Here is an 18,169-nt window from a genome sequence, read left to right on the forward strand (position 1 = left end):
CAGTCGTCGAACCGCTGACACTCGCCATCGGCATGACCGCACGTTCGCACTGCACTATCGTGCCGCTCGCCGGAGTCCGCTTCGACGTGCTGCGTGCGGCGGCCGGGCACCTGAGGCCCGAACAGCGGCTGGATCGCTACGCCCGCAACGCCTCCAGGTCACGCGCTGCCGTCGCGATCGCGCGCAGATCACCGATCGGATCCGCACCCATTGCGTGCAGGCCCACGTGGTTCGCTCCCGCCGCGATCTCCGCGCGGATGCCTGCCACGATGGCTGTTGCGTCGCCGTGGAGCACGAGCGCGTCGATCAGCCGGTCGCTGAACGGCTCGGTGAGGTCGTGGTCGGTGTAGCCGATTCGCCGGAGGTTGCCGGCGTAGTTGGCGATCCCGAGCATGGGGCGGAGGCCGGCCCGGCCGGTCTCCCGGGCGCGGGGGACGTCGGTGTCCAGCAGCACGCCGTGGCCGGGCACCACCAGCTTGGCCGGTCCCAGCGCCTCCCGGGCGCGGCGGGTGTGTTCGGGTGTCACCTGGAGCGTGAGCGTGCCCGCGGCGCGCTCGGCGGCCAGCCGGAGCATCCTGGGGCCGAGCGCGGCCAGCAGCACGCGCTCGGCGGGGACGCCGGCGGTGGTCAGGGTGTCCAGGTAGCCGGCGATCTTCGCCACCGGCGACGTGTACCCGGTATCGACTTCCCGGTGGCCGGCGCCGATGCCGATGAGCAGCCGATCGGCGTGCTTGGCCGCGATCCGGTGGTAGGAGTCCGCGACGGTTCCCGCGTCGGCTTGCCACACGTTGAGCACGCTGGTGCCCACCACGATCCGGCTGGTGGCGTCGAGCAGGCGCTCCGCCCGGAGGAGATCGGCGGCCGGCGACGCCGCCAGCCAGATCGCGCCGTAGCCGGCTTCCTCCAGCGCGACGGCGTCCGTCGCGGTCGCCTCGGCAGCGGTCAGGTAGGCGCCGAGCGGCCCGAGTTCGATGGTCATGATCACGACTACAGCACCGGACGGTGACGCGAACCAGCGCCAACCGTCACGTGCTGCGATAAGCTGATCTTATCGTCGATTCGGTCCAGGGCGGGGAAGCATGGAGTTGCGGGCGCTGCGTTACTTCGTCGCCGTCGCCGATGAGCTGCACTTCGGGCGGGCCGCCGAGCGGCTGCACGTCGCCCAGCCCGCGGTCAGCCAGCAGATCGCCCGGCTGGAGCGGGAACTCGGGGTCCGGCTGCTCGACCGGTCGCCCCGCCGGGTCCGGCTCACCGCGGCCGGGCAGCGGGTGCTCGACGCGGCGCGCACCACGCTCGCCGCGGCCGGCCAAGTGCGGATAGCGGCGATGCAGGTCCCGACGACGGTGCGCATCGGTACCGCCGCCGGCCTGACCGCCCGTCTGGAACGCGGTATCGACGCGCTGCGCGAGCGGGCGCCGGAGTTCGACGTGGTGCTGGTCGACCTGCCGGTCGAGGCCCGGCTCAACGCTCTCCGGCAGGGTGACCTCGACTTGGCGCTGACGCGCGGCGTGGGCACCGTACCCGGCCTGACGGTGCTGCCGGCCTGGGAGGAGAACTTGCTGGCGGTGGTGTCCAAGCGTCACCCGGCCGCGGACGGCAGTGCCGTCGGCCTGGCCGAGCTGGCCGGCGACACGCTGCGCTTGCCCGCCCGGGAACACGACCCGGCGTTGCACGACGCCGTGGTCCTGGCGCTGCGCGACACCGGCCTGTGCCCGCCGGCAGGCCGGCCGACCGGCACGCTCCAGGACACGATCGTCGAAGTCGGCTCGGACGCCCGAAGCTGGACGGTGCTGCCCGCCGACCAGGTCGCCGAGATCCACTCGACCCGCGTCCGGGCGGTCCCGCTCGACCCGGCGATCACGATCGCCGGTGGTGTCGTCGTCGCCGAAGACGCGGGTGGTGCAGCCGAATGCGCGGTAGCGGCCTTCCGGGACGAGGGGAGCCGGCACCGTCCATAAGGGACCTTCGCAGCGCGGTGGTCGAGCCCAGCCGGGACCAGGGAACCCTGTTGCGGACTGGGTTTGTGTCGTAAGGGGGCTATTTCCGGTTCAGTAGCTCACGGGCGAGCGCGAGCGCTGCCGTAGCCCGCTGCTCCGCTGTCCCGCCGAGTTGCGCGCCGCGCGCTTCGGCCATCACCAGAGCGCTCAGGGCGAGCCGGGCGCGCATGCGGCCGTCGATGTCGGTGGCCGGGGCGAGTGCCCGTGTCAGGGCGTCGAGGTGGTGGAGCAGCTCGGCCGCCGCCGGGCGGCCGGCGAGCGCGTGCTCGTTCACCCGGGCGCAGACGAGCAGGGCACCGTGCTTGCCTCGGAGGAGCGCGGCGAACCGGTCCAGGGCCTCGCTGCGCCGGTGCCACGGCGCCGGCTCCGGTTGCAGGGACTCCGCGAGCTCGGCCAGCTCGGGCAGCACCTCGCCGTACGAGCTCGCCAGCACGTCTTCCTTGCTGCGGAAGTGGTGGTAGACCGCCGGGCGGGTGATGGCGAGCCGGTCCGCGACCTCGGCCAGCGTGGTCCGCTCGTACCCCTGCGTCGTGAACATCTCCAACGCGGTGGCGCGGATGCGCTCGCGGGTGTCGGTACGCCGGCCGTCGGCGCGTTCGCTCATGCCGCCAGCATTCCACCCAGCAAACTGACTTACACGTAAGTCAGGTATCTTCGGTGGCATGGCATCAGATAACGACGTCGTCTCCGAAGGGCTGTCCGGCCGCCGGGTGCTCGTAACCGGCGGCAGCCGGGGACTGGGAGCGGCGATCGTCCGGCGCTTCGCGGCCGCCGGCGCCACCGTCCTGGCCTCCGCCCGCACACCGCCGGAGCCGGGTGAACTGCCCGCGACGTTCTTCGCGGCCGACCTCGCCACCGCCGGAGGAGCCGCGGACCTGGCCCGCCGGGTGCTCGACACCGCGGGCGGCGTCGACGTCCTGGTCGACAACGCCGGAAGCGCCACACCGCCGGCGGACACCCTGGTCCGCAGCGACGAAAGCTGGGAGACCGACCTGGCGCTCAACCTGCTGGGCGCGGTCCGGCTCGACCGGCACCTCGTGCCGGGGATGGTCGAACGCGGGCGCGGCGTGGTCGTGCACGTCTCGTCGATCGCGAGCCGGTTGCCGCAGCCGGGCCAGGTCGCCTACGCGTCGGCGAAAGCCGCGCTCAACACCTACAGCCGCGCCCTGGCCGCCGAACTCGGCCCCCGTGGCGTGCGGGTGGTGAGCGTGCTGCCCGGCTTCATTCCCACGCCGGGGGCGATCGCCCATCATCGCGAGATCGCCGAGAGCCGCGGCGTCAGCCTCGAGCAAGCGCAGCGGGACCTCGCCACCAGCCTCAACGTTCCCATGGCCCGGCCCGGTTCACCCGAAGACGCGGCCGAACTCGTCGTGTTCCTCGCCTCGGACCGCGCCCGCTGGCTGACCGGCGCGCAGTACCGGGTGGACGGCGGGATCGTGCCCGTCGTCTGAGCAGTGCGAGGGCCGGACGGGCCCACGGCCTGCGTCAGCGTGGTGCGGCGCGCCAGCCGTGTTCGAGGATGGCGAACGCGGCTTCGACGGTGCGGGCCGGATCTTCGGCGCGGATCGCGAGTGCCGAGGTTTCCAGCGCGAAGTGGGCCAGTGCGGCGCATCCGGGATCCGTTTCGGGGGCGCCGGTTTCGGCGGCGAGGACGTGACTGAGCGACTTCTCGTGCCGCATCCACATCCGATGCCAGTACTCGCTCAGTGCCGGCGTGCCGCGCACGAGGGTCATGAACTCCGATGCTCCGCCGGCGGCGGCGCCGCGCTCGACGCGGGCCAGCGTGTGGTCCCGCAGCGCGGCGAGCACCGAAGTGCCCCGCGCGCGGTCGCGCACGGCGGCGATCAGGGCCTCCTCGATGTCGGCGTCCCGGTCGAAGACGAGGGATTCCTTGCTGGGGAAGTGTTTCTGCAGGGTCGTGGTGGACACGTCGGCGGCGTCGGCGATCTCGCGGACGCCCACGTTGTCGTAGCCGCGTTCGAGGAACAGCCGCAGGGCCGCGTCGGCCAGCGCCTGGCGGGTGGCCGCCTTCTTGCGCTCCCGCCTGCCCATCCCGGTCGTCATGCCTTGACGATACCACTAGTTGTACGGTGTAGTAAGTTGTACCGTATCACTTTTGGGATCGAGGAGTTCCGATGACGGTTCGTGTTCCTGTTCTGATCAGCGGTGGCGGGATCGCCGGGCTGACCGCCGCCCTGCTGTTGCGGCGCGAAGGGGTGTATCCCGTGCTGGTCGAGAAGCACGCCGGTGTGTCGCCGCAGCCGAAGGCGCGCCGGTTCAACCCGCGCAGCACCGAGGTGTTCCGCCTGCTGGGCCTCGCGGCCGAGGTCGCCGAGGCGAGTGCGCCGCTGGCGTCGTTCACCGAGGTCCTGGCCGGTCCGACCCTGGCCGCGGCCCAGGTACGGGAAATGACCGGCACCATGCGGCAACGGCGGCTGCAGCAGGCGAGGCTCCCCGAGCTGAGCCCGGGACCGAACGTCTTGTGCCCGCAGGTCGTGCTGGAGCCGATCCTGCGCCGGGCCGCCGAAGAACGGGGCGTGTCCGTGCGGCTCGGCACCGAACTGGTGTCCTTCACCCAAGACGACGACGGGGTGACCGCGCTGCTGAAGCCGGCGGACGGCGAGCCGTACGAGCTGAGCGCGGACTACCTGATCGCCGCCGACGGCGCCCGCAGTCCCCTCCGCACGGCACTGGGCATCCCGCGCAGCGGCCACGGTCACCTCGCCGACAACCTCGACCTCTACTTCCGCGCCGATCTCACCGAGCTCGCGCGGGAAAAGCCGTTCAACCTGTGCGAGATCGACAACCCGGTGGCCTCGGGCGCCTTCCTCTCGGTCAACGGCACGGACCGCTGGCTGTTCTCGACGGCCGGCTTCCCCGAGGCGCACACACTCGGCGACGGCGACTGGCACGACCTCCTGCGCATCGTGACCGGCATCCCGGATCTCCAAGTCGAACTGCTCAGCCGGTCGCCGTGGGAGTCGGCGATGCGCGTGGCCGACCGGTTCCGCGACGGCCGCGTGTTCCTCGTGGGCGACGCCGCGCACATGATGCCCCCGATGGCCGCGGCCGGCGCCAACACCGCCATCGCCGACGCGGCCAACCTCGCCTGGAAGCTCGCGGCCGTCCTGGCCGGACAGGCGGCGCCCGCCCTCCTCGACACCTACGACGCCGAACGCCGTCCGGCCGGCTACGCGATCGCCGAAGCCTCCAGCACGGTCCGCGGGCACGTCGGCGACATGCTGGCCGCCTTCACCAAGCCCGACAGCCGGCACGACGACCTGCCGGCCACGATGTTCGGCACCCAGTACACCGAAGGCGCGTTCGTGCCCGACGGCCGCGATCCCGCGCCCGTCGACCACTACGCCCCGGCGGGCCGCCCCGGCACGCGCGTGCCCCACGCCTGGCTCGACGCCCAGACGTCCACTGTGGACCTAGCCGGGCCCGGTTTGACCCTGCTCGCCGGCCCGGACAACGGACGCTGGATCGCCGAAGCGGATCGTCTCGGGTTGCGCTTGGCCACGGTGTCGCACCCGGACTGGCTCGCCGAGGTCTGCCTGCCCGCCGACGGCGCTCTGCTGCTGCGCCCGGACGTCATCGTCGCCTGGCACTCGGCCTGCGGCACGCCACTCGCCGAGGCGGTGACCCGAGTGCTCGGCACCGCGGCCGTCCCCGCATAACGGGCAAATCGGCTCCAGCGGTCAGAAGCTCGGCCCTCAGGGGAGCGGAGAGAGTCAAGGCGAAATCACCCGTCTGCCAAGCCGGAATGGGTGACTAGCCTCTCCGCCTGGCCGCCCGGCGCACCCCGGACTTCAGTCTGCGCCCGAGGAACAACGCCGGCCAAGCCCCCGCGATCCCGGCACCGAGCGGAATCCCGCTCTGCCACGCCGGCGCCCCGAGCGCGACCGGCTGCGGATTGTGGTCGGTGATCCCGCCCCACCGGCTCGGCGGCAGGACGATGATCCGCGCCTTGCCGATGATGTTGTCCACCGGGACCGCACCGTTCACGCCGCCGCCGCCCTGGAACCGGGAGTCCTGGGAGTTGTTGCGGTTGTCGCCCATGACCCACACCGTCCCGGCCGGGACCTTGACCGGCTCGAAGGGCTTCTCCGCCTGGTCGGACGGGTCTTCCCAGTGGACGTACGGCTCGTCGAGCGGCTTGCCGTCCACGACCACGCGGTTCTGGTCGCAGCACTGGACGGTCTGGCCCCCGACGGCGATCACGCGCTTGACGAAGTCCCGCTCGTCCGGCGGCGCGAACCCGACCAGCGAGCCCAGCCCCCGCAGGGCCTGGACGACGACGTTGCTCGACTCCTGCGGGGCGATTTCGTTGTTGACCCACGCCGGCGGCCCCTTGAACACGACCACGTCGCCGGGGGAGGGCTCGGTGAAGTCGTAGGTCACCCGGTCGACGAGGATCCGGTCGCCGGTGCAGCCCGGACACCCGTGGAGAGTGGCCTCCATCGAGCCCGAAGGGATCATGAAGACCTTCGCCAGGAATGTCTGGATCAGGATCGTGAGCACCAGGGCGATCACGAGCAGGATCGGCAGTTCCTTCCAGAACGACCGTTTCTTGGCGGGCTTGGCTCGCCGCCGGCGGGATCCCCCGCGCTCCTCGGAGCGGGACCGTCTCGGCTGGTCCTCTTCGGAGCGATCGGGGTCATCCTCAGGGTTGCGGGACACGGGTTCGGCCACGTCGTCAGGCTACCGGTAACCGGGTGGTGACTCGGGGTGCGGCGGGGGCGAAGGTCGTCGGCTCACCGCGTGGACCTCGGCTACGCCGTGAACATGGTCAGGGACCGGACTCGGTCGAAGCGCCGGGCGGCCAGGTCTTCGTGGCGGATCAGGAAGCGGCCGACGTGGACCTGGTCCTCCAGCTGGAACTGGGCCAGCGGTAGCCACTCGCTCATCAGCCGGACGGTCTCCTCCTCCACGAGCCGGTCGCGGTCCGGCACGTCGTGCGCGATCGAGTCCTCCGCCATGCCGTATTCGGCGTTTTCGCCGATGCCCAGCTCCATCGAATAGCCGCCGAGGTAGAGGTCGGCGGCTGTCGCCACCTGCGGCCAGAGCTCTTCGAACAACGTGCGGAGATCGTCGAGGTGGGCGGTGTCGCCAACCTGCTGCTGGACGACGGCCGACTCGAACTCGAGGTTCTCGGGTTCGTCGAACCAGCCGGGCATCTCCGGCTGGACCAGCGCGACCAGGTCGGTCCGCGGCCGGAGGAAACCTGATTCGTACCAGTCTTCGTCGTGGGGCGGTGGCTGTTCCACCTGCACGGTGGCGGTGCCGGCCGGAACGTGGAGGACCCGGGCGAACTCGTGCTCGTCGTGCGCGTGCAGGGCGTGCTCGTGCGCCAGGAAGAACAGCAGCGACCCGTCCGCCGGGAGATCGAGGCCGTCGGCCCGCGGCAGCTTCGCGCAGTCGAGCGAGGCGATGAACGGAAGCGGCAACCGGCCCAGGCCGCTGTCGTCGGTGTACGGCCATTCCGTGCCGGCCGGCAGGCGGGGCAGCCCCCCGTTCTGCCCGACCACGCCACCGTGCTGCTCGGCCGGCCCGATGCCGTACCGGTTGGCGGTGCACACCCAGATCGCCACCCGGAGGAAGCGGCCGATCCGGTCGGCCGCTTCGGCCGGGACACCGCGCTCGATCGCCGTGCTCCGAAGCTGTTCGAGATGGTTCATGGCCGAGCACTCTCGCACATCCGCCGATGATGATCCATCCGCCCGGGCACCGCGGTCGATGGGTGGCCGGACATGTGGAAGTCTGCGGTTCGGGACTCAGCGACGTTGAGCGTGGGGGGACAGGCATGGAGTCGTCGGAAGCACTGGCGTTGAGACCGTCGGTCCGGGGCCAGTTGCCGGCACTCGGCGTGCTGGCCGGGTTACTGGCGCTCGAAGTCGTCATCGCCGTACAGGGACTGCTGGAGCCGTGGCTGGCCATCGCCTGCCCCGCGGTGTTCGTCGTGGGGCTGGCGATCGGCCTCGTGTCGCTGGTGCGGTCCCGCGGGAAGCCGTGGCAGCTGCGGTGCGGGACGGACGGTGTCGAGGCGCGCGGCTTCGAAGCGGTGCCGTGGTCGGCGCTGGCGGAGGTGCGGATCAGCCGGCCGAGCCGGCTGTACTTCGTGATGCCGCATCGTTCCCGGGTGGTGGCGTTCGTGCCCCGGCCGGGAGTGACGGTACCTGCGGTCGCGGTGTTCGATCCGCTGTCCCGGCGCGGGGCGTCCTCGAACCGGGGTGCGCGGTGGCAGACGAGACGCTACGGCAGCCCCTTCGTCGTGTTCACCCACACCGTGAACGCGACCGCCGAAGAAATCGCCGGGGCGATCCGGACGTTGACCGACGTTCCGGTCGTCACGAGCTGATCGATCTACCGGTCGCGCGGAGGATGTCGGCGACGACCGCGGAGATGTCCGGTTCAGTGGTGGTGTCGACCTCCACCAAGGGGCCGGCGCCGAGCGGGAGGACGGGGTCGCCCCACAGTTCGGTCTCCTGACGCGACAGATCGAGATGGCCCGCGTGCCGATGCGCAGCACGCGCGTAGTAGCGCGTCCGGGCGATCTCGCGGGGCACCACACAACGCACTTCCACCACCCGGCCCGGTAACTGCGCCACCAGGGGCCGGGTGTAGTCGAACCAGGTGCTGTCGAGGACCGCGCCGGGGCAGCGACGCGCCACTCGCAGAGCCGCCAGCACCGCCGCCCGGCCCAGCCGTCGCGACTCGTCCACCGTGCGGGGCCGCCCGAGCTCCTCGGCGAGCGCTTCCTTGATCTCGTCCTTGGCCAGCACCGGCAATCCCAACCGCGGACCGAGCGCGGCCGCCAGCGTGCTCTTGCCCGCCCCCGGCCAACCGCCGACCAGCACGAACAGGAACCTCGTCCGGCCTTGCTCATCCATGGGAGCCTCCTGCCCCTGAAATGCCTTAGTCGATCATGACGGATCCGGGTGGAGGAGTGCTGCCGCGAGCGGTGTGTGGCGGTAGAGCACTTCACGACCGCGTCGTGTGGCGGTGACCAGGCCGGCCTCGCGAAGCACCGTGAGGTGCTCGGAGACCGTTGCCGGAGCGAGGCCGACTCGATCGGCCAGGCTGCTGGTCGTACTCGGGACGAGGGTCTCGGCCAGCACGGAGGCGCGGCCGGCGCCGAGGAGCCGCGCGATGGCGGGTGATCGCGTGGCCGGTTCCCACAGCCGTGCCGCGCCGAGCATCGGGTAAACCAGCGCGGGAGGCACGACGGAGGTGCCGTCGGTGGGCCCGATCCCGAGGTTCGGCCACCCGAAGGCCGTCGGCACGAGAACGAGGCCGCGGCCGCGCAGATCCACCGTGCCGTGCCGGAAGCCCGTGAGGTGCAGCTCTTCGTTCTTCCAGGTCGCTCGCCGGTGCAGGTCGGCGAACAGTCCCGCCAGGCCGCCGTCGGCCAGCTGCCGTGCCCGGGTCGTGATGTCGGCGTCGAGCAGGCCGCGGATCCGGTCCCACAGTGGCTCGACCAGCGCCTGCCAGGCCAGCCGCTGCTGGGTGACCAAGGTGTCCCTGGCGATGACGGGGTCGCCGGTGAGGACGCGGCGGAGATCGTCGCGCAGGGCTCGGCGATCGACACGACGAGCGTGCTCGGCGAGTTCGGCGGCGACGGTGGCGGGATCGGTGGCCCGGACCTGGGCGAGGTCGTCCTCGATGGTGGTGCGCGCGCCGGTCGGGCTCGGCCACAGGAAGTCCGGCCCGTACCCGTTGCTCGGGGCGGCGGCGTCGAGCAGTCCCAGATCGAGCCGGGCGACGACGGGCCGGACATCGCGCAGCCACGGCAGGTACCAGCCGTGGCGCCCCGGCTTCTTGAGCACCAGGAGGGCCGACATCGTTTCCTGCAGCGGCGAGATCGCGAACCGGCACCGGGCGGCGTCCCCGCGGCCGAACCTCAGCACGAGAGTCATTTCGCGAAAAACGCTACCCGAGGATTCGGCCGGCACCGAATCCCGGCGATCCGGGCCCCTTTTCCGCACTCTCGTGCTCATGGCCGAACCATCGCCCGCGGCCCCGGTGTCCGGGACCCGCCTCCTCGCCGCCAACCCCGCGTTCCGGTCGTTGTGCGCGTCGCGGGCGGTGTCGTTCCTCGGTGACGGGATCACCACGACCGCGCTCGTCCTGCTCGTCGCCCCGCGAGACGGTCCCACGGGGGTGGGTTTGCTGTTGTCGGCGAACGCGCTGCCCCGGCTCGGCGGACCGCTGGCCGGAGTCCTCGCCGACCGGGTCCGGACACGCCGGTTGATGATGCGGTGCGAACTGGCCTCGGCGCTGGTGATCGGGCTGACGGCGATCACGCTGCCACCCTTGCCGGTACTGACCGGACTCGTGGCGGTCGCCGGGATCCTGGCGACCATCCGGAACCCGGCCGGCCGCAGCCTGGTCCCGGTCCTGGTCGACGCGGTCGACCGCGCCCCGGCCAACGCCCTCTTGGGGCTGGGCCGAACCCTCACGCTCACCGTCGGGCCGGGCTTGGGAGGCATGCTGGCAGCAGCACCCGGCGGCGCCCGCACCGCGCTGGCCGTCGATGCGGTCACGTTCATCGCTTCCGCCTTGCTGCTGAGGGGACTTCCGGCCATCGCACCGGCCCGGGACCCTGGCGCGCGCACGGGAGTGTGGGCCGAAGCGGGGGAAGGGTTGCGGTATGTGGTGGCGAACCGCCAGATCTCGGTGCTGGTGCTGAGTCTCTTCCTGCTCGTCGCGTTCGCCGCGGTGGACAACGTGGCGCTGGTTTTCCTCACCGGCGACGTGATCCACGCGGGCCCGGCCGGGTACGGCGTCGCGGCCAGTGCGTTCGGCGCCGGAATGGTCCTGGCCTCGCTTGCGTGTACCCGGCTGACCCGCGGACGCAGGCCGATCGCCCTGCTCATCGTCGCCGTGGCGGCCACCGGCGCCGGCACGATCGTCAACGGACTGGCCCCGTTCCTCGTGGTGGTCGTCGCGGCACAGCTGCTGGCGGGCGCCGGCAATGCCGTGGAGAACATCGGGTACGACACGGTCGTGCAGGACTTCGTGCCCCGCCCGTTCCTCGGCCGGGTGTTCGGCACCATCGGCACGGCAGCCCAGCTGGGAGCCGGGGTTGCTTACGGTCTGGGCAGTTTCCTCGTCGGTGTGGTCGGCGTCCGTACCACCTTCGTTCTCGCCGGCACCGGGACGTTGTTGGTTCTGTTTCTCCTGGTGCCGTCGTTGCCGCGTCAGGATGTGCCGTGAACACGCCCGACCGGCCACAGGTGGCCGGTCCGTGACCTGGCCACAGCATGCGACCGAACAGCATCATGAGAACCGGCGGCTGTGGTCGCGATTCTGCAACGTAATGGGTGCTACGCCACGTCAAGAATCAAATACAACGATGGGAGAAAGATCATGGCAAAAACGGTGCGAATTGCCTGGGCGCTCGGTGTTGCGACGACCATTTCCCTGGCAGTGGGAGGTTTCTCGGCTGCGGCGCCGGTGGCGAACGCGCAACCGGGCCGGCAGGTCGAAAACTGTCAGGAATGGCTGGACCGCTATTCGTCCGGCGACGTCGGGTCCAGCATCTGTTACGACAAGGCCCAGCGGGTGGGGGTTCTGTGTTCGGACGGGAACTGGTACTTCGGCCCGTGGGTGCAGCCGAACATCTGGTCGTATCGCGCCTGTCCGCGGTCGGCGCCGCATGCGGAACTGGTCGCGTGGGACACTCCCGACTGAGGGGTGAGGCCGAACAGGGCGAAACCGACCAGCCAGAGTGACCCCTGCGGCGTGGGTTTCCCCGGCGGCTTGCCGGCGGCTGTGCAGTCGCGGCGGTCACCGTCGACGGCGGGCGGCCATTGCCGACCAGCGCGGCCTGCGCGCGGTGGCGGCCGAAGCGTTCACCGGATGGAGCGGCGAACTCGCCGGAAGACTCACGCACGCCGGAATGAGCTCGGCCCAAGCCGCCGAAGGGCCGCTGCGGCCCTGCTCTCCGGCCTTGGCCCCGCTCGTTCTTCCGGCATGGGCTGCAGCAAAGCCGGCGCACCGCCGGCCGGACCGCAGTAGGCTGGCCGGAGCCCGAGCGGCGGTTGGTTCCTGCCCGGCGACGTCGAGGAGCGCGGCACTGAGCCTGTCGGAGTACCTCCGCGAGAACTGGATCGACGTCGTGAACGACGCGATCCTCCACGTCGACCTCACCTGTGCGGCGGTGGCGCTGGCCGTTCTCATCGGCATGACGCTCGGGATGCTCACCTACCGGCGGCGGTGGCTCGGCTCGATCGCGACCACGACGACCGCCGCGTTCCTCACCGTCCCGTCGATCGCGCTGCTCGGCATCCTGATCGGCCCGTTCGGGCTGGGGCTGACGAACGTCCTGGTCGCGTTGGTGCTCTACGCGCTTCTGCCGATCACGCGGAACACCATCGTCGGGCTGCGCGGGGTCGACCCGGCGGTGGTCGACGCGGCCCGCGGGATGGGGTTCGGCCGCGTGCGGCTGCTGTGGCGGGTGCGGCTGCCGCTGGCGTGGCCGGTCATCCTGTCCGGCATCCGGGTGTCGACGCAGGTCACGATCGGGATCGCCGCCATCGGCGCGTACGTCAAGGGCCCCGGCCTGGGCAACGAGATCTTCGACGGCCTCGGCCGGTTCGGGTCGGTGAACTCCTTGAACCAGGTGCTGACCGGAACGTTCGGGATCGTGCTGCTGGCGCTGCTGTTCGACCTGGCCTTCGTCGTCGCCGGCAAGCTGACCGCCCGGCGCCGCCGCCGGGGACACCTCGATGCGGCTCCGGCGGCACCGGCGATCGGCACCGCCGGCGAGACGATCGAGCTGCGGGCCGTCAGCAAGCACTACCCCGGGCAGGCCGCTCCCGCGGTCGAGCACCTCACGCTGCGGATCCCCGCCGGCGAGATCGTCGTGCTGACCGGCCCGTCGGGGTGCGGCAAGACGACGACCATGCGGATGATCAACCGGCTCGTGGAGCCGACGTCGGGGGCCGTCACGGTCGGGGGCACCGACGTGTCGGCGCTGAACACCGACGAACACCGGCGGCACACCGGGTACGTCATCCAGCAGGTCGGGCTCTTCCCGCACCTGCGGGTGGACGCCAACATCGGCGTCGTGCCCCGGCTGCTCCGCTGGCCCCGGCGCCGCATCGCCGGGCGCGTGCGCGAGCTGCTCGACGTCGTCGGCCTGACCCGCGAGCACGGCGACCGGTACCCGCACGAGCTCTCCGGTGGCCAGCAGCAGCGCGTCGGCGTGGCGCGGGCGATGGCCGCGGACCCGCCGGTCATGCTGATGGACGAGCCGTTCGGCTTCACCGACCCGATCACGCGCGCCCGGCTGCAGGACGAGTTCCTCCGGCTGCAGCGGGAAGTGCGCAAGACGATCGTGTTCGTCACCCACGACTTCGACGAGGCGCTCAAACTCGGCGACCGGATCGCCGTGCTGCGGCCGCGTTCGGTCGTCGCGCAGTACGACACGCCGCAGGCCATCCTCGCCGCGCCGGCCGACGACTACGTCGCGGCCTTCACCGGCTCGCAGCGGAACCTCAAGCGGCTCGCGCTGATCCCGGTGACCGATCTCGCTCTGGGGCCGGTGGCGGACGGCCTGCCGGCGATCCCGCGCGAGGCCACCCTGCGGGACGCGCTGGACACGATGGTGCGCACCGGCCGCACCGCGGTCGTCGTGACCGGGGACGGCGGCCGCGCGCTGGGCGTGTGCGACGTGCCCCGGCTGGTCGAGGCGCTGCGGCCCGACGGCGAACCGCCCCCGCCGGTCGTTCCGGAGCCGCCGCCGGAAACGCCGGTGCCGTCACCCACCCGGGCGCGCCGGCGCCGGCTCGGGCTGCTGATCCGGCCGGTGCTGCTCGCCCTCGCCCTGCTGGCGCTCTTCCTGCTCGTGCGCGCGCAGCCGATCGACTCGATCGAACAGCGCTACCTCAACGCCGGCGAGATCTTCGCCGAGCTGGGCGCGCACCTGCGGCTCACGCTGCTCTCGACGGTGTGCACCCTCGCCGTCGCCCTCCCGCTCGGCGTCCTGCTCACCCGCGCCGGCGCCCGGTGGGCCCGGCCGATCGGCCTGGGCCTGGGCAACCTCGGCCAGGCGATCCCGTCGATCGGGCTGGTCGTCCTGCTCGCGCTCTGGATCGGCACGGGCACCGCGACGGCGGTGACGGCACTGGTCGTCTACGCGACCCTGCCCGTGCTGCGCAACACGATGGTCGGGCTGGACGGCGTCGACCCGACGCTCGTCGACGCCGCGCGGGGCATGGGCATGACGAAGACGGCGATCCTGTGGCGGATCGAACTGCCGCTGGCCGTGCCGGTGATCCTCGCCGGCGTCCGGACGGCGCTGGTGCTCACCGTCGCGAGCGCGACGCTGGCGACGTTCATCGACGGCGGTGGTCTCGGCGGCGGCCTCGTCGCCGGGATCGGGCTGTACCGCCCGATCCTGAGCCTGACCTTCGGCATCGTCGTCGCCGCGCTGGCGCTCTTCGCCGACTGGCTGGGCCTGCTCGCCGAGGAGGTCCTGCACCCGCGCGGAACGCAACCCTAGGAGGACGACCCATGCGACGCACGACAGCCGCTGTTCTCACGCTCGTCGCGGTGCTGGCCGCGGGGTGCACGATCGGCAAGGACCAGACCGGCGCCCAGGTGGGCGCGGGATCCATCAAGAAGATCGACGCGCTGAGCGGCGCGCAGATCCGCGTCAGCTCCAAGGAGTTCGACGAGCAGCTGCTGCTCGGCCAGATCGCGCTGGTCGCGTTGCAGGCAGCCGGGGCGAACCCGCAGGACAAGACCAACATCACCGGCTCGAGCAACGTCCGCCAGGCCCTCACCAGCGGCGCGGTCGACCTGTACTGGGAATACACCGGGACCGCCTGGATCAGCTACCTCCACCAGACCCAGCCGATCGCGGACGCGCAGGCGCAGTACGACGCGGTCAAGCGGGCCGACGCCGCCAACGGCGTCACGTGGTGGGCCCGCTCGCCGGCCAACGACACCTACGCCCTGGCCGGCCACCCGGCGGCGATCGCCCGCACCGGGGTCAAGACGCTGTCGGACTACGCGGCGCTGGTGAAGCGGGACCCGGCGGCCGCGTCGACGTGCATCGGCCCGGAGTTCAAGAGCCGCGACGACGGATTCCCGGGCCTGGAGAAGACCTACGGCTTCGACCTGCCCGGCGCGCAGGAGCACCTGCTCAACGACGCGGTCGTCTACCCGACCGTCGGCAAAGGGGAGATCTGCGGCTTCGGCGAAGTCGCCTCCACCGACGGGCGCGTGGCGGGCCAGCACCTCGTGGTGCTGGAGGACGACAAGCACTTCTTCCCGACGTACAACCCGGCCATCTCGATCGCCGCGGGCATCGCGCAGAAGTACCCGCAGCTGGAGCAGGTGTTCACCCCGATCGCGGCCAAGCTCGACACGGCCACGCTCACGGATCTGAACAAGAAGGTGAGCGTGGACGGCCAGAAGCCGGCCACGGTGGCCCGCGACTGGCTCAGGGCGGCAGGCTTCGTCAGCTGAGCCGCGGTTCCGTCACCGGCCGGTGCACTATGCTCACGTAACCAAAGCCCATCAGGTTACGTCAGCATGGTGCGACGTCGGCACCGTTGGAGTCGTTGCCATCCACGAGGAGGGGGAGGGGAAGATGACGCGGCGACGTGAAGTCGAGGTCGGCCGGTTCGGGCTGGAACCGGCACCCGGCGGTCTCCGGCTCGTGCAGAGCCTCGTCAACACGTCGCTGAGTGGTCACCAGGGTGACCCCGAGCAGGACCTGCTCGCCAAACCGGGCACCGCCAACGAATGGCTGTCCCGGGCGCTCGCGGAGTGGTCCGCGGTCACCGGCCAGCACGTCGCCGCCCGAACCGTGCGGCGAGCGGACCTGGAAGCGCTGGGTGCCTTCCGGGAGCAGCTCCGGCAGGCGCTGCGCGCTCACGCGGCCCACATCGAAGCACCCGCACTCCGGGAGCCGGGCGCCGTGTCGACCTTCGACATCGGGGTCACCTTTCACGCGGACGGACAACTCGGCTACGGCACTTCGGCGTCGGGGTGGCAGCAGGTTGCGGGCCTGGCGACGGCGGAACTGCTGCTGGCTCGCGCGGCAGGGACCCTGACGCGGCTCAAGACGTGTTCCGCTCCGGAGTGCGGCGCCTGCTTCTACGACGGATCCCCGAACCGCATCCGGGTCTGGCACAACACGCAGATGTGCGGAAACCTGCCCAACCTGCGAGCTTCCCGGGCCCGGCGAAGCGCAACCTGAGCAACGGCCGGTCTAGGCCTCGATCCGGCGGAGCGCCGAGAGCCACACCGTGGTCGGGTTCACCCGGCCGGGGAAACGGGCGAGCACCTTGTCGTGGAACTCGGCCCGGGAAGGCGTGCCGTCGAGGATCGAGCGCACCACCTCGAGGTACTCGCGCGTCTCGGCGGTGATCGACGGGTCGTCCCCGCGCGTCGCGTCCTTGTGGCCGGCCACCACGGCCGACGGCGACAGCGACTCGACGACGTCGATGGCCGCGAGCCAGGAGTCGAGACCGCCGTCCGCCGACTCGCCGACGAACTGGTGCACGTTGTTGTAGATGACGTCACCCGCGATCACCAGGCCGATGGCCGGGACGTGCAGGATCGTCGTGTCGTCCGTGTCGCTGTGGCCGACCTCGATCGGGTGCAGGGCGTACCCGTCGACGCTCAACCCACCGTCCGGCACCGGTCGGGCCACGACCGGGGTGTCCGAGAGCTTCCCCGGGAAGATGCCCGCGAACAGGGCGGTCGGCTGACCGTCGGGACTCCCTCGGCGCATCCCGGCGATGACGCCCTCGGTCGAGTACACCGGCGTGTCCGGGAAGTGCTCGAGCAGCGTGGTCGTGGCGTACCAGTGGTCGCCGTGGTCGTGCGTGAGGTACACCGCGGACAACCGCCGGCCGAAGCCCTTCACCCACTCGGCGACGTGCTCGCCCTGGGCGATGGTCATCCCGGGATCGACCAGGACCGCCTCGGTGTCACCGTAGACGAGCGTGCTCGACACCGCGGACCAGTGCGGCGCCTCGCCCCTCGGCGACTGCAGGGGCGACGGCGTCGCCAGCGGTTCCATCCCCGAGACGTGCACCTCGTACCGCAGTTCGTGCTGTGCCATCGCAACTCCATCAGGGTTCGCCGACACGCGGGCGACGTGTCACTGAAGACAAACATAGCCAAAGAGCTTTTGGTTATGTCAAGGTCTGTGCTACAACGATGGTGCCGGAGCAGCGGAACACCGGCAGGCGCGGAGGATGCGGGATGGCACGAGTACTGGTAGTCGGCGCGGGCGCGACCGGCGCCTTCTTCGGCGCCCGCCTGGCGGCGGCCGGGAACGAGGTCACCTTCCTGGTCCGGCCCCGGCGACGGGACGTCCTGCGCAGCAGGGGCCTGCGGATCATCGGACCGGAGCACGAGGAGGTGCTGCACCCCCGGCTGATCACCGCGGACGAGGTCGGCGGCAGCCACGACGCGGTGCTGCTGTCGGTCAAGGCGGCCGGCCTGGCGGCCGCGATGGACGACCTGGCACCGGCCGTCGGCGAGCGGACCGCCGTCATCCCGTTCCTCAACGGCATCGCGCACCTGGACGCGCTCAACCGGCGGTTCGGCCCCGAGCGCGTGCTCGGCGGGGTGGTGAAGGTGGTGACAGTGGTCGACGGCAACGGCGACATCCGCCGGCTCGCGCCGCCGGCGTCGATGGTGATCGGTGAGCAGAGCGGTCAGGACACCGAGCGGTTGCGGCTGCTGGCCGGCGCCTTCGCCCCGGCCGCGTTCGACTTCGCCACGTCCGGGCGCATCGTGGACGACATGTGGCACAAGTGGGTCTTCATCGCCGCCGTCACGGCGGTCACTGTCCTCATGCGAGGCTCGGTGGGCGAGATCGCCGCGGTGCCGGGCGGTCCGGAGTTCGCCGCCGCCGTGGTGGCCGAGGCGGCCGCCGTCTCGGCGGCAGCCGGGCACCCGCTGGCCGGGGACGCGCTCGCCGAGCTGCGTGCGGTGGTGACCCAGCCGGGGTCGCCGTACGTCCCGTCGATGTACCGGGACCTGTCCGCCGGCCGGCCCACCGAGGTCGAGCACGTCTTCGGCGACCTGGTGGCGCGGGCGGACGCGCTCGGGATCGGCGTCCCGCTGCTCGAGCTGGCCACGCTGAACCTGCGGGTGCACCAGAACCGGGCGCAGGGCACCGGCGTGTGATTCGAGGA

18 protein-coding genes are annotated in these 18,169 nt (G+C 71.6%); 10 read left to right on the forward strand and 8 right to left on the reverse strand.

The genetic code is table 11. From position 1 onward, the window contains the following. Nucleotides 1-136: 136 nt before the first annotated feature. On the reverse strand, nucleotides 137-979 hold the full coding sequence (locus AB0M93_RS02055; RefSeq protein WP_364267274.1) for a TIGR03620 family F420-dependent LLM class oxidoreductase: 843 nt from the start codon (nucleotides 977-979) through the stop codon (nucleotides 137-139). Nucleotides 980-1,079: 100 nt separating this feature from the next. On the opposite strand from AB0M93_RS02055, the gene AB0M93_RS02060 reads away from it, so the two are divergent. Continuing rightward, nucleotides 1,080-1,958 (forward strand): LysR family transcriptional regulator, encoded by an 879-nt coding sequence (locus AB0M93_RS02060; protein ID WP_364267277.1) that lies wholly within the window; start codon nucleotides 1,080-1,082, stop codon nucleotides 1,956-1,958. 79 nt (nucleotides 1,959-2,037) lie between these two features. Here the strand turns inward: AB0M93_RS02060 and AB0M93_RS02065 are convergent, their stop codons facing one another. Next, nucleotides 2,038-2,601, reverse strand: a complete 564-nt coding sequence (locus AB0M93_RS02065) for a helix-turn-helix domain-containing protein (protein WP_364267280.1) — start codon at nucleotides 2,599-2,601, stop codon at nucleotides 2,038-2,040. A 58-nt stretch (nucleotides 2,602-2,659) separates the two neighbouring features. On the opposite strand from AB0M93_RS02065, the gene AB0M93_RS02070 reads away from it, so the two are divergent. Further along, complete coding sequence (locus AB0M93_RS02070) at nucleotides 2,660-3,448, forward strand: SDR family oxidoreductase (protein ID WP_364267283.1); 789 nt, start codon at nucleotides 2,660-2,662, stop codon at nucleotides 3,446-3,448. Between the two features lie 34 nt (nucleotides 3,449-3,482). Here AB0M93_RS02070 and AB0M93_RS02075 read toward each other — a convergent pair whose 3' ends face one another. Continuing rightward, nucleotides 3,483-4,061, reverse strand: coding sequence for a helix-turn-helix domain-containing protein (locus AB0M93_RS02075; RefSeq protein WP_364267286.1), 579 nt, complete (start codon nucleotides 4,059-4,061; stop codon nucleotides 3,483-3,485). A 71-nt stretch (nucleotides 4,062-4,132) separates the two neighbouring features. Between AB0M93_RS02075 and AB0M93_RS02080 the strand changes: the two genes are divergently transcribed. Continuing rightward, on the forward strand, nucleotides 4,133-5,677 hold the full coding sequence (locus tag AB0M93_RS02080; RefSeq protein WP_364267289.1) for an FAD-dependent monooxygenase: 1,545 nt from the start codon (nucleotides 4,133-4,135) through the stop codon (nucleotides 5,675-5,677). Between the two features lie 94 nt (nucleotides 5,678-5,771). Here the strand turns inward: AB0M93_RS02080 and lepB are convergent, their stop codons facing one another. Both lepB and AB0M93_RS02090 read right to left on the reverse strand, forming a co-directional pair. Next, nucleotides 5,772-6,692 carry a signal peptidase I gene (lepB, locus tag AB0M93_RS02085; protein WP_364267292.1) on the reverse strand — a complete coding sequence of 307 codons (921 nt, stop codon included), beginning with the start codon at nucleotides 6,690-6,692 and terminating at the stop codon, nucleotides 5,772-5,774. A gap of 80 nt (nucleotides 6,693-6,772) precedes the next feature. Further along, the gene (locus tag AB0M93_RS02090; protein WP_364267295.1) at nucleotides 6,773-7,678 is read right to left on the reverse strand and encodes a DUF1963 domain-containing protein; all 906 of its coding nucleotides are present in this window, start codon (nucleotides 7,676-7,678) and stop codon (nucleotides 6,773-6,775) included. Nucleotides 7,679-7,803: 125 nt separating this feature from the next. Here AB0M93_RS02090 and AB0M93_RS02095 point away from each other — a divergent pair, with 125 nt between their 5' ends. Beyond that, nucleotides 7,804-8,358: a hypothetical protein gene (locus tag AB0M93_RS02095; protein ID WP_364267298.1), complete on the forward strand. Its 555-nt coding sequence runs from the start codon at nucleotides 7,804-7,806 to the stop codon at nucleotides 8,356-8,358. On the opposite strand, the gene AB0M93_RS02100 is transcribed toward AB0M93_RS02095, so the two are convergent. After that, the gene (locus AB0M93_RS02100) at nucleotides 8,348-8,890 is read right to left on the reverse strand and encodes an AAA family ATPase (RefSeq protein WP_364267301.1); all 543 of its coding nucleotides are present in this window, start codon (nucleotides 8,888-8,890) and stop codon (nucleotides 8,348-8,350) included. The genes AB0M93_RS02095 and AB0M93_RS02100 overlap by 11 nt on opposite strands. A gap of 33 nt (nucleotides 8,891-8,923) precedes the next feature. Next, nucleotides 8,924-9,916: a DUF5937 family protein gene (locus AB0M93_RS02105; protein WP_364267304.1), complete on the reverse strand. Its 993-nt coding sequence runs from the start codon at nucleotides 9,914-9,916 to the stop codon at nucleotides 8,924-8,926. Nucleotides 9,917-9,995: 79 nt separating this feature from the next. Here AB0M93_RS02105 and AB0M93_RS02110 point away from each other — a divergent pair, with 79 nt between their 5' ends. The 5 genes from AB0M93_RS02110 to AB0M93_RS02130 all read left to right on the forward strand — a co-directional run bounded on the left by AB0M93_RS02110 (nucleotide 9,996) and on the right by AB0M93_RS02130 (nucleotide 16,215). Beyond that, the gene (locus AB0M93_RS02110) at nucleotides 9,996-11,216 is read left to right on the forward strand and encodes an MFS transporter (protein ID WP_364267307.1); all 1,221 of its coding nucleotides are present in this window, start codon (nucleotides 9,996-9,998) and stop codon (nucleotides 11,214-11,216) included. 153 nt (nucleotides 11,217-11,369) lie between these two features. Continuing rightward, nucleotides 11,370-11,693, forward strand: coding sequence for a hypothetical protein (locus tag AB0M93_RS02115; protein WP_364267310.1), 324 nt, complete (start codon nucleotides 11,370-11,372; stop codon nucleotides 11,691-11,693). 427 nt (nucleotides 11,694-12,120) lie between these two features. Then, the gene (locus tag AB0M93_RS02120; RefSeq protein ID WP_364267313.1) at nucleotides 12,121-14,508 is read left to right on the forward strand and encodes an ABC transporter permease subunit; all 2,388 of its coding nucleotides are present in this window, start codon (nucleotides 12,121-12,123) and stop codon (nucleotides 14,506-14,508) included. A gap of 11 nt (nucleotides 14,509-14,519) precedes the next feature. Further along, nucleotides 14,520-15,479: a glycine betaine ABC transporter substrate-binding protein gene (locus tag AB0M93_RS02125; RefSeq protein WP_364267316.1), complete on the forward strand. Its 960-nt coding sequence runs from the start codon at nucleotides 14,520-14,522 to the stop codon at nucleotides 15,477-15,479. Between the two features lie 124 nt (nucleotides 15,480-15,603). After that, nucleotides 15,604-16,215 carry a CGNR zinc finger domain-containing protein gene (locus AB0M93_RS02130; protein ID WP_364267319.1) on the forward strand — a complete coding sequence of 204 codons (612 nt, stop codon included), beginning with the start codon at nucleotides 15,604-15,606 and terminating at the stop codon, nucleotides 16,213-16,215. A 12-nt stretch (nucleotides 16,216-16,227) separates the two neighbouring features. Here the strand turns inward: AB0M93_RS02130 and AB0M93_RS02135 are convergent, their stop codons facing one another. Beyond that, entirely contained in the window at nucleotides 16,228-17,085 is an 858-nt protein-coding gene (locus AB0M93_RS02135) for an MBL fold metallo-hydrolase (protein WP_364267322.1), read from the reverse strand. Between the two features lie 143 nt (nucleotides 17,086-17,228). On the opposite strand from AB0M93_RS02135, the gene AB0M93_RS02140 reads away from it, so the two are divergent. Continuing rightward, entirely contained in the window at nucleotides 17,229-18,161 is a 933-nt protein-coding gene (locus AB0M93_RS02140) for a 2-dehydropantoate 2-reductase (protein ID WP_364267325.1), read from the forward strand. The last annotated feature ends 8 nt before the right edge of the window (nucleotides 18,162-18,169 follow it).

The sequence above is a fragment of the Amycolatopsis sp. NPDC051102 genome, assembly GCF_040682815.1.
In the GTDB taxonomy this organism is placed as follows: domain Bacteria; phylum Actinomycetota; class Actinomycetes; order Mycobacteriales; family Pseudonocardiaceae; genus Amycolatopsis.

Bases quoted from the DNA above. Each gene is read 5' to 3' on its own strand.
- AB0M93_RS02135 (WP_364267322.1), bottom strand. From the start codon at position 17,085: ATGGCACAGCACGAACTGCGGTACGAGGTGCACGTCTCGGGGATGGAA.
- AB0M93_RS02100 (WP_364267301.1), bottom strand. From the start codon at position 8,890: ATGGATGAGCAAGGCCGGACGAGGTTCCTGTTCGTGCTGGTCGGCGGT.
- AB0M93_RS02060 (WP_364267277.1), top strand. From the start codon at position 1,080: ATGGAGTTGCGGGCGCTGCGTTACTTCGTCGCCGTCGCCGATGAGCTG.
- AB0M93_RS02140 (WP_364267325.1), top strand. From the start codon at position 17,229: ATGGCACGAGTACTGGTAGTCGGCGCGGGCGCGACCGGCGCCTTCTTC.
- AB0M93_RS02105 (WP_364267304.1), bottom strand. From the start codon at position 9,916: ATGACTCTCGTGCTGAGGTTCGGCCGCGGGGACGCCGCCCGGTGCCGG.
- AB0M93_RS02125 (WP_364267316.1), top strand. From the start codon at position 14,520: ATGCGACGCACGACAGCCGCTGTTCTCACGCTCGTCGCGGTGCTGGCC.
- AB0M93_RS02095 (WP_364267298.1), top strand. From the start codon at position 7,804: ATGGAGTCGTCGGAAGCACTGGCGTTGAGACCGTCGGTCCGGGGCCAG.
- AB0M93_RS02055 (WP_364267274.1), bottom strand. From the start codon at position 979: ATGACCATCGAACTCGGGCCGCTCGGCGCCTACCTGACCGCTGCCGAG.
- AB0M93_RS02080 (WP_364267289.1), top strand. From the start codon at position 4,133: ATGACGGTTCGTGTTCCTGTTCTGATCAGCGGTGGCGGGATCGCCGGG.
- AB0M93_RS02110 (WP_364267307.1), top strand. From the start codon at position 9,996: ATGGCCGAACCATCGCCCGCGGCCCCGGTGTCCGGGACCCGCCTCCTC.
- AB0M93_RS02070 (WP_364267283.1), top strand. From the start codon at position 2,660: ATGGCATCAGATAACGACGTCGTCTCCGAAGGGCTGTCCGGCCGCCGG.
- AB0M93_RS02075 (WP_364267286.1), bottom strand. From the start codon at position 4,061: ATGACGACCGGGATGGGCAGGCGGGAGCGCAAGAAGGCGGCCACCCGC.
- AB0M93_RS02130 (WP_364267319.1), top strand. From the start codon at position 15,604: ATGACGCGGCGACGTGAAGTCGAGGTCGGCCGGTTCGGGCTGGAACCG.
- AB0M93_RS02065 (WP_364267280.1), bottom strand. From the start codon at position 2,601: ATGAGCGAACGCGCCGACGGCCGGCGTACCGACACCCGCGAGCGCATC.
- AB0M93_RS02090 (WP_364267295.1), bottom strand. From the start codon at position 7,678: ATGAACCATCTCGAACAGCTTCGGAGCACGGCGATCGAGCGCGGTGTC.
- AB0M93_RS02115 (WP_364267310.1), top strand. From the start codon at position 11,370: ATGGCAAAAACGGTGCGAATTGCCTGGGCGCTCGGTGTTGCGACGACC.